This is a genomic window from Streptomyces sp. Ag109_G2-15, from assembly GCF_900215565.1.
Taxonomy (GTDB): Bacteria; Actinomycetota; Actinomycetes; order Streptomycetales; family Streptomycetaceae; genus Streptomyces; species Streptomyces diastatochromogenes.
In genome coordinates this window covers 3512438-3526788 of sequence record NZ_OCNI01000001.1, presented here as the reverse complement: position 1 = coordinate 3526788, position 14351 = coordinate 3512438, and the positions used below count along the sequence as shown (strand labels likewise).

Here is a 14351-nt window from a genome sequence, read left to right as displayed (position 1 = left end):
GTCTCCTCACCCTACGAAGCCACCCCTCCCGTCCCTCGGTCCGAACGCCGTCAGCGCTTCCGTGTCCGTCACGCGGGAGTTGAGGTAGAAGTCGGCCCACTCCGCGATGTCCGGATAGGCGCACTCGGAGGTGAGCCGGGTGATCGCCGCCGGTATGTCGTACGACGTCACGCGCAGGTCGGCTCCGGGGCCGAGGAGGCACCAGTGGGCGCCGGGGCGGCCGTACGGCATGCCGACGCTGCCCGGGTTGACCACCAGCCTGCCCTGGGCCAGGCGGACGTAGGGCATGTGGGTGTGGCCGCAGACGATCGTGCCTGCGTCGGGGGCGAGGTCGGTGAAGACCTCCGCCCAGCGCTCGGGGCGGGAGTCGACCAGCACGACCTCCTCGTCGTCGCGCGGGGTGGCGTGGCAGAACAGGACCTTGCCGAGGCCGCGGACGCGGAGGGTGAGCGTTCTGGGGAGGGCCGCGAGGAAGTCGACCTGCTCCTCGCTGAGCGCCTGCGCTGCGAAGGGGCCGATGGGGTCCGGGATTTCCGTGCGCTCGCCCCGTCGGTACTCCACCAGCTCCCGGTCCGCGTTCCCGCCGACCCACAGCACCCGGTCACCCAGCGACCGCAGCAGGTCCAGCACCTCGGACGGCTGCGGGCCCGCCGAGATGTCGCCGGTGAGGACGATCCCGTCGGCGGCGGCCACCTCGGGCTCCGCAAGGACGGACTCCAGGGCGGGGAGTACGCCGTGGATGTCGGAGAGGACTGCCAAGCGGTCGTATTCCTCGGTCACTTCTCAACCCCCGGTTCCTTCTCCAGTTCCTCCGCCAGCACCTCCGCCAGATGCCGCCCCCGCACCCCCGCCAGCTGCTCCAGCTGTGTGCGGCAGGAGAAGCCGTCCGCCAGGATCACCGTCCCCTCGGACGCGTCCCGCACCGAGGGCAGCAGCTGTTCCTCCGCGCACGCCTTCGACACCTCGAAGTGGCCATGTTCGAAGCCGAAGTTGCCCGCCAGGCCGCAGCAGCCGCCGCTCAGCTCGCCGGTCAGGCCCGCGGACTCGCGCAGGCCGCGGTCGGCGGTGTCGCCCAGGATCGCGTGCTGGTGGCAGTGGGTCTGGCCGGCGACCGGGCGGTTGACTCCGGGCGGGGTCCAGTCGGGAGCATGGCGCTCAAGTGCCTCGGCGAAGGTGAGGACCGCTGACGCCAGCCGGGGCGCGCGCGGGTCGTCGTGCAGGAGTTCCGGGAGGTCACCGCGGAGGGCCGCCGCGCAGCTCGGCTCCAGGACGACGACCGGGGTGCCCCTGCGCAGCACCGGTTCCATCAGGTCCAGGGTGCGGCGCAGCACCGCGCGGGCCCGGTCCAGCTGGCCGGTGGAGACGTAGGTCAGGCCGCAGCAGACCCCGCCGCCGAGCGGGCGGGACGGTGGCGGTACCGGCCTGAGGCCGGCGGCCTCCAGCACCCGTACGGCCGCCTGTCCGACCGAGGGTGAGAGGTGCTCGGTGAAGGTGTCGGGCCACAGGACGATCGGGTCCCCCACCGTGCGCCGCTTCCGCCGCCGCCACCAGTGGCTGAACGTCTCCGGCGCCACCCGAGGGATCTGCCGTTCCGGTGCGATTCCGCCCAGCCGTTTCCCCGCCCGCGCCAACAGCCTTACGGAGGCGAGTCTGTTGAGGAGGGGGGCCGTGCGGGTTCGTGCCACCCAGCGCAGCCACACCGGGAGCCGGCCCATCGTGTAGTGGGCGGCCGGGCGGCGCCGCCCCTCGTAGTGGTGGTGCAGGAACTCGGCCTTGTAGGTGGCCATGTCGACGCCCACCGGGCAGTCCGAGCGGCAGCCCTTGCAGGACAGGCACAGGTCGAGCGCGTCCCGGACCTCCGTGGAGCGCCAGCCGTCCGTGACCAGCTCGCCCGCGAGCATCTCGTGCAGCAGCCGGGCCCGTCCCCGCGTGGAGTGTTCCTCCTCGCCGGTCGCCCGGAAGGAGGGGCACATCACGGCGGGGCCGGCCGCCGTGGTCGTACGGCACTTGGCGACGCCGACGCAGCGGCGGACGGCCGCGCGGAAGTCGCCGTCGTCGGCCGGGTAGCCGAAGGCCACGTCCACCGGGCGGCGGGGCAGGACGGAGAAGCGGAGGTTGGTGTCGAGCGGGGCGGGGCGGACCAGCATGCCGGGGTTGAGGAGGTCGTCGGGGTCCCAGACCGCCTTGGCCCGCTCGAAGAGCCGTACCGTCTCCGCGCCGTACATCCGCGGCAGCAGCTCCGCGCGGGCCTGGCCGTCGCCGTGCTCCCCGGACAGCGAGCCGCCGTGGGCGACCACCAGGTCGGCCAGTTCCTCGGAGAAGCGGCGGAAGCGGCCGACGCCCGCCGCGGTGAGCAGGTCGAAGTCGATGCGGACGTGAATGCAGCCGTCGCCGAAGTGGCCGTAAGGAGTGCCGCGCAGGCCGTGGGCGGTGAGCAGGGCGCGGAAGTCGCGCAGGTAGGGGCCGAGCCGGGCGGGCGGTACCGCGCAGTCCTCCCAGCCGGGCCAGGCCTCGCTGCCGTCCGGCATGCGGGTCGCCGTCCCGCTCGCGTCCTCGCGGATGCGCCACAGGGACCGCTGGGCCGTCGCGTCCGTCACCACCAGGGAGTCGACGACGTCGGCCGCGCGGACGATCGCCTCCGCACGCGCGCGTGCCTCGGCCGGCGTCTGCCCGCCGGTCTCCACGAACAGCCAGGCACCGCCCTTGGGCAGGCCGGCCGGCGAGCGCACCAGGTCGGCGGCCATGCCCTCCACCGTCAGCGGGCCGTGCGGGAGCAGACCTGCGGCGGCCTCGGCGGCCGCGCTCTCGTCGCCGTACGCGAGCACCGCGAGGGCACGCGCGCGTGGGGCCTCCACGAGCCGTACGACCGCCTCGGTGAGGATGCCGAGGGTGCCCTCGGAGCCGCAGAAGGAGCGGGCGACGTCGGCGCCCTTCTCGGGCAGCAGGGCGTCCAGGGCGTACCCGGAGATGCGGCGGGGCAGGTCGGGGAAGCCGGTGCGCAGACGGGCCAGGTCCCCTTCGACCAGGTCGCGCAGCCCGTCCGGGGCGCCCGCCCAGCCCTGCCCGAGCCGCAGCCGCTGCCCGCGCCCGGTGATGACGGACAGCTCCCGGACACTGTCCGCGGTCGTCCCCCAGGCGACCGAGTGGGAACCGCAGGAGTTGTTGCCGATCATTCCGCCGAGCGTGCACCTGCTGTGCGTGGCCGGGTCGGGGCCGAAGCGCAAGCCGTGCGGGGCGGCGGCCCCTTGGAGGCGGTCGAGGACGAGCCCCGGTTGGACGACGGCCGTACGGGTGCCCGGGTCCAGCTCCAGCAGGCCGTTCATATGCCGGGTGAAGTCCAGCACCACGCCCGTGCCGGTCGCCTGCCCCGCGATCGACGTGCCCCCGCCGCGCGCCACCACCGGCACCCCGCGCGCCCGGCACACCTCCAGCACCGCCACCACGTCCTCGGCGTCGTGCGGGGCCACCACTCCCGCCGGGACCCGCCGGTAGTTGGACGCGTCCATGGTCACGAGCGCCCGGGCGGTGACATCGAAGCCGACCTCACCCCGGACGACCCCGCGCAGCTCCGCCTCAAGGCCCGAGAGACCCGCCAGATCCGTCATGCGTCCAGGATGCATCCGATCACGCACAGTCACCGCGACTTTTCCACAGCCCCGCACGTTTCGTCGTACAACCTCACAAGTCCACAGTTCAGCGATCTCGTCTCATCGGACGGACACGGTTCCGTCCCGTTTCGCGTGGGCGATACCCTCCGACTCGTGGCCGACATCCAGATTCCCGCTGACATCAAGCCCGCCGACGGACGATTCGGCGCGGGCCCCTCCAAGGTGCGCACCGAGGCGCTCGACGCGCTCGCCGCGACCGGAAGCTCTCTGCTCGGCACCTCCCACCGCCAGGCCCCGGTCAAGAACCTGGTGGGCCAGGTCCGCGAAGGCATCAGCTCCCTGTTCTCGCTCCCCGAGGGCTACGAGGTCGTCCTCGGCAACGGCGGCTCCACCGCCTTCTGGGACATCGCCACGCACGGACTGATCGAGAACAAGTCCCAGCACCTCAACTTCGGCGAGTTCTCCTCCAAGTTCGCCAAGGCCGCCAAGCTCGCCCCCTGGCTGGCCGAGCCGACCGTCATCGCCACCGACCCGGGCACCCACCCCGAGGCGCAGGCCGAGGCGGGCGTCGACGTCTACGCCTTCACGCACAACGAGACGTCCACCGGTGTCGCCATGCCGATCAACCGCGTGGCCGGCGCCGACGAGGGCGCGCTCGTCCTCGTGGACGCCACCTCCGGCGCGGGCGGCCTCCCGGTCGACATCGCCGAGACCGACGTCTACTACTTCGCCCCGCAGAAGTCCTTCGCCTCCGACGGCGGCCTGTGGATCGGCGTCTTCTCCCCGGCCGCGATCGAGCGCGCGGAGCGCGTCCACGCGTCCGGCCGCCACATCCCGGAGTTCTTCTCGCTCCCCACGGCGATCGACAACTCCCGCAAGAACCAGACGTACAACACCCCGGCCCTCGCCACCCTCTTCCTGCTCAACCAGCAGCTGGAGTGGCTCAACGGCCAGGGCGGCCTGGCCTTCTCCACCGGCCGCACCAAGGACTCCTCGACCCGCCTCTACACCTGGGCGGAGGAGTCCAAGTACGCCACCCCGTTCGTCGCGGACCCGGCCAAGCGCTCGCAGGTCATCGGCACGATCGACTTCTCCGACGAGATCGACGCGGCGGCCGTCGCCAAGGTGCTGCGCGCCAACGGCATCGTGGACACCGAGCCGTACCGCAAGCTCGGCCGCAACCAGCTGCGCATCGCGATGTTCCCGGCGATCGACCCGGCGGACGTCGAGGCGCTGACGAAGTGCATCGACTTCGTGATCGAGAAGCTCTGACCTCCTTCCTTCGACGTCGCTGAGGGGCGCCCCGGTTTTGCCGGGGCGCCCCTCGTCGTACGACGGCCACGCCCCCCTACGCCTTCGCAGCCCGGCCTGTCATGGGTGCGGACGCTCGATGGACAGGTGGCCGGAGTCGCAGATGGTGAAGAGGTGTGCCGTGGCCGTGGGCATCTGCCCGCCGCCGTGGTCGAGGTAGCCGGGGTCAAACTGGTCGGCAACGAACTCGCTGCCGTTCTCGTTGGCGTCGACGGGCAGCATGACCAGCGCGGCCGTACCACCGGTGACGGAGGGGCCCAGCTGGATGCGGATGCCGTGGCGCCGGGACAGACGACCGACCACGAACAGACCCATGCGGTGGGCGACCGACACATCCACGGAGGGCGGCGAGGCGAGCCGCTCGTTGATCTCGGCGAAGTCCTCGGCGGTCAGACCGAGACCGGAGTCGTGGATCTCGATCATCACACGGCCGTCGGGCAGTGCCTGCCCGGTGACCTTGACCCTGGTCCGCGGCGAGGAGAAGGACGTCGCGTTCTCGAGCAGCTCGGCGAGCAGGTGCACGAGGTCGGTGACCACACGGCCGGCGATCTCGACGGTGGGCACGCCGGTCAGCTCGATGCGCTCGTACTGCTCCACCTCGGACGCGGCGGCGCGGAGCACGTCGACCAGTGCGACCGGCTGGGTCCAGCTGCGGCCGGGCTCTTCACCAGCGAGAACGAGGAGGTTCTCGCAGTTGCGACGCATCCGGGTGGCCAGGTGGTCCAGTTTGAACAGCGACTCCAGCCGGTCCGGGTCGGCCTCGCGGGACTCCAGCTCGGCAAGGAGTGACAGCTGGCCTTCGATGAGCCCATGGGAGCGATGCGAGAGGTTGATGAACATCGCGTTGATGTTGCTCCGAAGGAGGGCCTCGTCAACAGCCAGTCGCGCGGCCTCCGTCAACTGGCGCAGCGCGGCTTCCGGGTCCGCCGGCCGGTGCTCGGCCACCTCGGCGGCCTTGGCCAGACGCAGCCGTTCCTCCCTCGCCCGCCGCTCCGGCTCCGCTCGCTCAGCGGCCTCCTGCGCCACGGCCAGTTCGGCTTCCAGCTCCCGGCAACGCGTCCGCGCGGCGTCCCGTTCCCGCTCCGCCTCCGCGAGCGCCTTCTCCAGACGAGCGACCTCGTCCCGCGGCCGCGCGCACGCCTCCTCCAGCTCCTCCTTGCGCATCCGGTGCCGTTCCAGGTCCGCCCGTAACGAGCCCCGCTCCTGCTGCTCCGCCGCCTCCAGCCGGCGAAGCTGTGACTCCAGTGCCCACAACTGCTGCCTCTGCCCCTCCGCGGCCCTCCTCAGTTCCCGGATCTCCAGCTGCGCCTCCTCCTCACGCAGAACGGCGTCCTCCAGCCGGTCGCCGGCCATCTGCTCCCGGTACCGGGCCGGGTCCTCGGCCAGCAACGCGTCCCGATGCAGCCGGGCCGCCTCCTCGCGGTCATCGTCCCCCACCACCGTCTCCTCTCACCGGATGCGTCCGGGATGTACGTACAGGAACCCGACAGGCCGCCTGTCCCTCACCGTCATGTCAACGACGGCAACCGGTCTCGGTCAGTGCACCTGGGAACACATATCGAGGGGCGCCCGGTGCCAACACCGTGCGCCCCTCGGTCATACGGCCGTCAGGCCGCCGTACACGTCAGCGAAGGCACCGCCCCGCCGCCCGGCGCACCCCCGAACCCGAAGCTCGCCGAACCGCCCACCGGCACGCTCCCGTTGTGAGCGGCGTTCACAGCCGTGACGCTTGACACGCTCTGCGTGTACGACGCGTTCCACATGTTCGTGACCTGCTGTGAACCGCTCCACTTCCACGTCACCTTCCAGGAGGAGAGCGCGGTCGTCCCGGTGTTCTTCACGGTCACGTCGGCGTTGAAGCCGCTTCCCCAGTCGCTGCTGACGGTGTAGGTCGCGCTGCAACTCGCCGGGGTGCTCCCGCCGCCTCCTCCCCCGGTGCCCGGGAACAACGGCGCCTTGACGCTCGCCAGATACCCGTCCTTCACCGTGTCCACGGTCGCCCAGTCGTCCTTCAGGATCCCGCCCGTGTCACCGGAGTCCGGGTTCCACGACCAGAAGGTCCACTGGAAGGAGTCGGCCCCGTACGTCGACGTCGGCCGCAGGTAACTCACCAGTGCCGCCAGCCACTTCTGGTCCACGGTCGACTGCAGCGTCGTACCGAACTCGCCCACCCACACGGGCGCGATGTTCTGCTGGAAGATGTAGCCCCAGTACTTGTCCCAGACGCCGGGCATGTTGGCCGGGAAGGACGGGTCGCTGAACCAGCTCTGCTGGGCGACGCTGGTGGCGTAGTCGTGCGCCGAGTAGACGACCCGGTTGGCCACGCCGAGCTGCACGGGGTACTGGGCAACGCCCATCAGGTTGCCACCCCACCACCCCGACACACCGTTGTACGACTGCACGCCCTCGACGAAGATCAGCAGGTTCGGGTTGACGGACAGGACGGCGTTCCCGGCGCGCTGGGCGGCGAGGCGCCAGTCGGTGGCCTGGTCGCCACAGCCCCAACAGGCGGGATCGTGCGGCTCGTTGTGCAGGTCGATGCCGATGACGGTGTCCTGGCCCTGGTAGCGGGTGGCCAGCACCTTCAGGTCGGCGATCCACGTCGACTCGGGGACGGACGCGGTGTACCAGAGCGCGGACTGGCCACCGGAGTCGGGGCGGTGCCGGTCCAGGATGACCTTCAGGCCGTCCTGGCCCGCGTACGCCACGATCCGGTCCATGACCTGGAGGGACGTCAGCCCCTGGAGGTCGGCGTTCTTGCCGCCGGAGAAGTCGATGCTGTCGGGCATCGTGCCGCTCTTGAGGATGTCGTCGCTGTAGGGCAGCCGGATGGTGTTGTAGCCCAGCGACTTCATCTGGTCGATCATGCTCTTGTAGTCGCGCGACCAGAGGCCGTGCACCACGTGGTTGCCGGTCTCGAAGCCGAACCAGTTGATCCCGGCGATGCGCACCGGCTGCCCGGCAGCGTCCAGGATCTGCCGGCCGCTGGTGTGCCAGTATCCGGTTCCGGGGGCGGCGGCCGCATGCGCCGGGTGCGCGCCGGCCAGGGGCAGGAGGAGCGCGGCGGCGGCAGCACACAGCGCCCTTCGCAAGCTGCGGAACATGTGCCTGTTCCTCTCGGGGAGGCGCGGCCCCGGAACAGAATGGGAGCGCTCCCATACGCCGCGCACCTCCCAGAGAACTGACACACCGCACGCGCGTCAAGACATCGGGAACCGCCGGTTCAACTCCTGCGCCGCAGCCGCCGCAGGCCGAAGAAGGCGGCCGCGCCGACGGCGACGATGACGGCTCCGACCTTGATGCTCCCGCTGTTGCCGGTACTGCTGCCGCTGCCGTCGGCGGAGGCGGAACTCCCGCTGCCGGACGGCTCCTTGCTCGCCGCCCCCGCCGGTGCGTCCTGCGCCTCCACCGAACTGTCGGCGCCCTCGCTGCCGTACATCAGCTTGGTGCCGTCGACGGAGTACGACACGGACTCCCCCTGCCCCTGCAGGGGGGCGTCGAGCCGCCCTTCCTTCTTGATCTTCCCGCCGTTCCAGTCGTAGTAGAGGCCACCGAAGTACCCCCGCACCGCGAGCTGCCGGCCGTTCGGCGAGAAGGCGGCGTCGGTGGCCCAGAGGTCGATGGCGGCGACGGGCCTGAAGATGTTCGCGCCGGAGGTGGAGAGAGTGGCGGGCCCTTCGTACAGATGCCCGCCGTCCTCCTTCTTGTCGATGATGTACACGCGCCCGGTCTTGGGGTGCACCACCAGCGACTCCGCGTTCCTCGCCCCGTCCGAGTACTTCACGACGTACTGCGTGGCCCTGGCCGTCTGGTCCTTCAGCACCTTCGGCTCGGGCAGCCGGTAGATCCAGACGTACGGCCACTTGCCGTCCAGGTTGTCGCCGATGTCGCCGACGTAGATCTGGTTGTCCGGTCCGATGGAGATGGCCTCCACGTCACGAGGGGAGCCGACCCCGCCCAGGGTCACCGTGGCGACGGTCTTCCCGGTCGCGCTGTCCACGGCGTAGATGTACGGCCCGTCGTCGCTGTCGTTGTGCGTCCAGTAGATGCCGGGATGCAGACGGGAGGCGGCCAGGCCGCTGGACTCGGTGATCCGGGGGTCCTTGATGGTGAACCCCTGGTCACCGGTGCTGTCACCATCAGCGGCGGAGGCGGGCAGCGCGCAGGCACCCGCGAGCAGGACCCCGGCGAGCAGGGCGAACGGTCGACGCATGCCACCAAGCCTGCCATTCCCTCCGGGGGTTCACGGGGCGTGGTAGGCCTCACATCCCACATGCAGCCGTGATCGTCCATCATGACCGGATGCTTAGGTTCATGCCCGTGGGCGACTCCATGACGATCGGGAGCGCGGGCGAGCACACGTGGCGTTACCGACTGTGGCGACACCTGTGCGAGTCGTACGGCGGCCCGTTCACCTTCGTCGGCCCGCGCGAGGAGCTGTACGACAAGACGGCCGAGGCACCGACGTCGTACGCGTACGCCGAACCCGGCTTCCCCCGCGCCCACCTGGCCGGCTGGGGCGAGGGCTGGCAACACATGGCTCCGCTGATCGGGGATGCCGTGCGCGCGCACCGGCCGGATGTGCTGCTGGTGTCGTTGGGCCTGATCGACCTGGGCTTCTACACGGACGCCGAGCAGACGGCGGAGAACGTACGGGCCTTCGTCGCGGGCGCCCGTGCGGCCCGCCCGCGCATCCGCATGGTGCTGCTGCCGGTGATCCCGAACATCCGCGCCACGGCGGACGCCGCCTTCGCCGAGCAGGTGGACCGGTTCAACGTCCTGCTCGCCAAGGCGGTCGCCGACCTGGACGAGCCCCGGTCGCCGATGCTGCTGGCCTCGCCGCCCGAGTCGTACGACATCCACGCCGACACGTACGACGGGACGCATCCCAACGCGAGCGGGGAGCACCGGATCGCGGGGGCGTTCGCGGGGGCGATGTGGGAGGCGTGGGGGGTCGGACAACCGTACGAGGCCGGAACGGGCTGACCGAATTCCGGCGTCTCCTGGTCACCGTGCGTATCGTTGAGCCGCGCGGCTGCACTCGTCGGTGGGGGCAGCCGGGGCGCTGACCCGTCCGTTGGGCGGTCCCTGACGCCCGCCGTCATCCACATCCGCGACTCCAAGCACCCCACCGCCCCCGCCCTCACCGTCACCCCCGCCACCTGGTGGGCGTTCGTCAACTCACTGGGCCAGAACATCCCGTTTAGTGGCAAGATCGCTTGCCTAGAGCGCACTCCAAGCCGTTGGCTGGTTACCCATGAAGTACACGCAGCTAGGACGCACGGGACTCAAGGTCAGCCGACTCGTCCTCGGCACCATGAACTTCGGCCCGCAGACCGACGAAGCCGACAGTCACGCGATCATGGACGCGGCGCTGGACGCGGGCATCAACTTCTTCGACACCGCGAACGTGTACGGCTGGGGTGAGAACAAGGGCCGTACCGAGGAGATCATCGGCAACTGGTTCGCCCAGGGCGGCGACCGGCGCGACAAGGTCGTGCTGGCCACCAAGGTGTACGGCAACATGGCCGCCGACGGCGACTCCTGGCCCAACCACGACAAGCTGTCCGCGCTCAACATCCGACGGGCCGTGGACGCCAGCCTGAAGCGGCTGCAGACCGACTACATCGACGTCTACCAGTTCCACCACATCGACCGCCGGACCCCCTTCGAGGAGATCTGGCAGGCCATCGACGTGCTCGTGCAGCAGGGCAAGATCCTCTACGTCGGCTCCTCCAACTTCCCCGGCTACAAGATCGCCCAGGCCAACGAGATCGCCGCCCGGCGGGGCGGCACCATCGGGCTGGTCAGCGAGCAGTGCCTGTACAACCTCGCCGAGCGGCGGGCCGAGATGGAGGTCATCCCGGCCGCGCAGGAGTACGGCCTCGGGGTCATCCCGTGGTCGCCGCTGCACGGCGGTCTGCTCGGCGGAGTGATCAAGAAGGAGGCGCAGGGCGGGCGCCGTGCCTCCGGGCGGGCCGCCGACTCGCTCGCCAACACCAGCATCCGCGCGCAGATCCAGTCGTACGAGGATCTGCTCGACAAGCACGGTGTGGAGCCCGGCGAGGCCGCCCTGGCCTGGCTGCTCACCCGCCCCGGCGTGACCGGCCCGATCGTCGGCCCGCGCACGTCCGAACAGCTGGAGTCGGCCCTGCGGGCCGTGGAGCTGGAGCTGGGCGAGGAGCTGCTGGCGGGCCTGGACGAGATCTTCCCGGGTCCGGGCCCGTCCCCGGAGGCCTTCGCCTGGTAGCCGTGGCCGACGGTACGTACAGCCGTCTCGGCGGCGGTCTACCTCCCGACCGCCGCCGACACGGCAACCACCACGAACATCAGCACAAGCACACCGGCCATGATCCGGTTCCGGGTTTTCGGGTCCACGTACCCGAGCCTAACCGGCCCCGCCGAGAGCCCAGCGGGCGACCGTCTCGTACCGGGGCTGCTCCCCGGGCACCCCGGATCTGGGCAGGTTGCTGCGCACCAGGTGCAGCTCGGCCACGGTCCAGGTGCGGCTGGTGAAGTCGCGGAGGCTCTCGACGTACGGCCGTACGTCCACCGAGTCGCGGCTGCGCGCCACCGTCAGGTGGGCCTTGTAGCGGCGGTGCTCCCCCATCGGCACCCCGGCCTTCCGTGCCGCCGCCTCCGTGCGGTCGGCCAGCAGGCCCAGGGTCTCCAGGTCGCCGTTGGCGCCCGTCCACAGGGCCCGTCCATGGCCGAACTGGCCGCCGCCGGCCAGCGCCAGCGGGAAGGGCTCGGTGCGGTGGGCCGCGCGCTCCAGCCGGTCCGACAGGTCCGGTACGAGTTCGTCGTCGACCTCGCCGTAGAAGGCGAGGGTGAAGTGCCAGCCGGGGCGGCCGGTCCAGCGCAGTCCGTCGGCGCCGGGCAGCCCGCGCAACACGGCGACCTCGGCGGCGAGTTCGTTCGTCACGTCCTCCGGGGGCAGTACGGCGGCGAAGAGTCTCATGTCGTCACCCTCCCAGGGAACGGATCACCGGGCCATACGGCTGCCCGGACGCGCCCCGGACCGGCATGATCAGGTGCATGGAGAAGAACGGGAAGATCAGCATCCGAGAAGGCGGGCCGGACGACGTCCCCGTGATACTCGGCATGTTCGACAGTGCCGTGGAGTGGCTGGTGGCGCAGGGGCGCACCCGGCAGTGGGGCACCACGCCCTGGTCGGAGAACCCGAGGGCGGTGGCCATGGTCACCCGGTACGTCACCGAGGGCGCCCCGTACATCGCCGAGTACGACGGTGTCCCGGCGGCCACGCTGACCCTCACCGACGCGCCCGGCGAGTACCTGCAGCCCGCCGACGAGCCCGAGCGCTTCATCCACATCCTCGCCTCGGACCGCCGGTTCAAGGGCCTCGGCACGGGGGCCGCCCTGCTCGCCCACGCGGCCCAGGAGACGGGCCGGGCCGGGATCTCGCTCCTGCGCGTGGACTGCTACGCGGGCGACGACCGCAAGCTGGTCGCCTTCTACGAACGCAACGGCTTCATCCCGACCGAGCCCTTCACCGTCCCCGTCGGCGAGGACGACTGGCCGGGACAGGTCCTGGCCCGGAGGGTCCTGTAGAGACCCCCCGGGGGCCGTACGGTCACGCCGTCGTAGCCAGCCGCTCCCGCTCCCGCGGTACGAACCGCACCCGCGGGTGACCGTGGTGCCAGCCCACCGCCAGCCGCAGGCCGCCGATGCGGGCCAGGACCAGACCGATGGTGGCGGCCGCGGCGGTGGAGACGATGCCGCCGACGGCGAAGCCGACGCGGGGGCCGTAGGTGTCGGTGATCCAGCCGACGATCGGTGCGCCCAGTGGCGTACCGCCCATGAACACCATCATGAACAGGGCCATCACCCGGCCGCGCATGGCCGGGTCGGTGGCCATCTGCACGGCCGTGTTCGCGGTGACGTTGACCGTCAGGCCGAAGATGCCGATCGGGACCATGAGCAGCGCGAACAGCCAGTACGACGGGGCCAGCGCGGCCACGATCTCCAGCGCGCCGAAGGCCACCGCGGCGGCGATCAGGATGCGCAGGCGGGCCGTGCCGCGGCGGGCGGCCAGCAGGGCGCCGCCGAGGGAGCCGACGGCCATCAGTGTGTTGAAGAGGCTGTAGGCGCCTGCGCCGGCGTGGAAGACGTCGTCGGCGTAGGCCGACAGCCACACCGGGAAGTTGAAGCCGAAGGTGCCGATGAAGCCGACCAGGACGATCGGCCAGATCAGCTCGGGGCGACCGGCGACATAGCGCAGGCCCTCGCGCAGCTGGCCCTTGCCGCGCGGCGCCCGCTCGACCGCGTGCAGGTCGCGGGCGCGCATCAGCAGCAGGCCGGCGATGGGCGCGGCGAAGGACAGGCCGTTGGCGAGGAACGCCCAGCCGGTGCCCACGCCGGTGATCATCAGGCCGGCGACGGCGGGGCCGACCAGACGGGCGGACTGGAAGTTCGCGGAGTTCAGGCTGACCGCGTTCTGCAGCTGCTCGGGGCCGACCATCTCGGAGACGAAGGACTGCCGGGCCGGGTTGTCGACCACCGTGGCGAGGCCGACGGCGAAGGCGGCGACGTAGACGTGCCAGACCTGGACGTGGCCGGTGAGGGTCAGCGCGGCGAGCGCGAGGCCCGTGACGGCCATGGCGGTCTGGGTGACGAGCAGCGTGGGGCGCTTGGGCAGGCGGTCGACCAGGACACCGCCGTAGAGGCCGAAGAGCAGCATCGGCAGGAACTGGAGGGCCGTGGTGATGCCCACGGCCGCGGAGGAGCCGGTGAGGCTGAGGACCAGCCAGTCCTGGGCGATGCGCTGCATCCAGGTGCCGGTGTTGGACACGACCTGGCCGATGAAGAACAGGCGGTAGTTCCGGATCTTCAGCGAGCTGAACATCGAGGATCTACGAGGGTTGTGGGTGGATGTCGGTGCGGGGGCGGAAGGTGTTCCGGGTCCCGTACTCAAAAGCGTTCGCCTCCTTGCGAATGGTGCTTACAGATGCGCGAGCTTCTCCAGCACGGGGGCGGCGGCGCGCAGTTTGGCCCACTCGTCCTCGTCGAGGCCATCGACCAGGCCTGCCAGGAACGCGTTGCGCTTGCGGCGGCTCTCCTCGAGCATCGCCTCGGCCTGCTCGGTCTGGGTGACGACCTTCTGGCGCCGGTCCTCGGGGTGCGGCTCCAGCCGGACCAGCCCCTTGGCTTCGAGCAGCGCGACGATGCGGGTCATCGACGGCGGCTGGACGTGCTCCTTGCGGGCCAGCTCGCCCGGCGTGGCCGAGCCGCAGCGGGCCAGGGTGCCGAGCACCGACATCTCGGTGGGGCTCAGCGACTCGTCGACCCGCTGGTGCTTGAGCCGACGGGACAGCCGCATCACGGCGGAGCGGAGTGCGTTCACGGCGGCAGCGTCGTCGCCATGGGTTAGGTCCGGCATGTTCTTTAGCGTAACTCATTACTCTCGCTAAA

The 14351-nt window shown here is 71.0% G+C and carries 11 protein-coding genes and 2 pseudogenes; 5 read left to right on the top strand and 8 right to left on the bottom strand.

Translation table 11 applies throughout. The features are described 5' to 3' along the window. Positions 1-6: 6 nt before the first annotated feature. Complete coding sequence (locus tag CRP49_RS15895) at positions 7-780, bottom strand: metallophosphoesterase (RefSeq protein WP_097253950.1); 774 nt, start codon at positions 778-780, stop codon at positions 7-9. Further along, complete coding sequence (locus CRP49_RS15890; protein WP_097253949.1) at positions 777-3605, bottom strand: FAD-binding and (Fe-S)-binding domain-containing protein; 2829 nt, start codon at positions 3603-3605, stop codon at positions 777-779. The genes CRP49_RS15895 and CRP49_RS15890 overlap by 4 nt, the downstream gene beginning before the upstream one ends. Before the next feature lie 156 nt (positions 3606-3761). Here CRP49_RS15890 and serC point away from each other — a divergent pair, with 156 nt between their 5' ends. Further along, positions 3762-4880 carry a phosphoserine transaminase gene (gene serC / locus CRP49_RS15885; protein WP_097257381.1) on the top strand — a complete coding sequence of 373 codons (1119 nt, stop codon included), beginning with the start codon at positions 3762-3764 and terminating at the stop codon, positions 4878-4880. A gap of 225 nt (positions 4881-5105) precedes the next feature. Here the strand turns inward: serC and CRP49_RS15880 are convergent. From CRP49_RS15880 to CRP49_RS15870, 3 genes and pseudogenes are all read right to left on the bottom strand, one after another. Beyond that, a pseudogene (locus CRP49_RS15880) lies at positions 5106-5813 on the bottom strand (sensor histidine kinase); the annotation flags it as partial. A gap of 713 nt (positions 5814-6526) precedes the next feature. Beyond that, positions 6527-8023: a cellulase family glycosylhydrolase gene (locus tag CRP49_RS15875; protein ID WP_097253948.1), complete on the bottom strand. Its 1497-nt coding sequence runs from the start codon at positions 8021-8023 to the stop codon at positions 6527-6529. 119 nt (positions 8024-8142) lie between these two features. After that, on the bottom strand, positions 8143-9132 hold the full coding sequence (locus CRP49_RS15870) for a hypothetical protein (protein ID WP_097253947.1): 990 nt from the start codon (positions 9130-9132) through the stop codon (positions 8143-8145). A gap of 89 nt (positions 9133-9221) precedes the next feature. On the opposite strand from CRP49_RS15870, the gene CRP49_RS15865 reads away from it, so the two are divergent. The 3 genes and pseudogenes from CRP49_RS15865 to CRP49_RS15855 all read left to right on the top strand — a co-directional run bounded on the left by CRP49_RS15865 (position 9222) and on the right by CRP49_RS15855 (position 11169). Continuing rightward, complete coding sequence (locus CRP49_RS15865) at positions 9222-9905, top strand: SGNH/GDSL hydrolase family protein (protein WP_097253946.1); 684 nt, start codon at positions 9222-9224, stop codon at positions 9903-9905. Positions 9906-9941: 36 nt separating this feature from the next. Beyond that, positions 9942-10091: pseudogene (locus CRP49_RS48840) on the top strand (DUF397 domain-containing protein); the annotation flags it as partial. An 85-nt stretch (positions 10092-10176) separates the two neighbouring features. Beyond that, complete coding sequence (locus CRP49_RS15855; protein WP_097253944.1) at positions 10177-11169, top strand: aldo/keto reductase; 993 nt, start codon at positions 10177-10179, stop codon at positions 11167-11169. Positions 11170-11307: 138 nt separating this feature from the next. On the opposite strand, the gene thpR is transcribed toward CRP49_RS15855, so the two are convergent. Next, positions 11308-11880 (bottom strand): RNA 2',3'-cyclic phosphodiesterase, encoded by a 573-nt coding sequence (gene thpR, locus CRP49_RS15850; RefSeq protein WP_097253943.1) that lies wholly within the window; start codon positions 11878-11880, stop codon positions 11308-11310. A gap of 77 nt (positions 11881-11957) precedes the next feature. Here thpR and CRP49_RS15845 point away from each other — a divergent pair, with 77 nt between their 5' ends. Next, entirely contained in the window at positions 11958-12491 is a 534-nt protein-coding gene (locus CRP49_RS15845) for a GNAT family N-acetyltransferase (protein WP_097253942.1), read from the top strand. 22 nt (positions 12492-12513) lie between these two features. Here the strand turns inward: CRP49_RS15845 and CRP49_RS15840 are convergent, their stop codons facing one another. Further along, positions 12514-13785 carry an MFS transporter gene (locus CRP49_RS15840; RefSeq protein ID WP_097253941.1) on the bottom strand — a complete coding sequence of 424 codons (1272 nt, stop codon included), beginning with the start codon at positions 13783-13785 and terminating at the stop codon, positions 12514-12516. A 96-nt stretch (positions 13786-13881) separates the two neighbouring features. Further along, on the bottom strand, positions 13882-14319 hold the full coding sequence (locus tag CRP49_RS15835; RefSeq protein WP_094217179.1) for a MarR family winged helix-turn-helix transcriptional regulator: 438 nt from the start codon (positions 14317-14319) through the stop codon (positions 13882-13884). Positions 14320-14351: the final 32 nt, after the last annotated feature.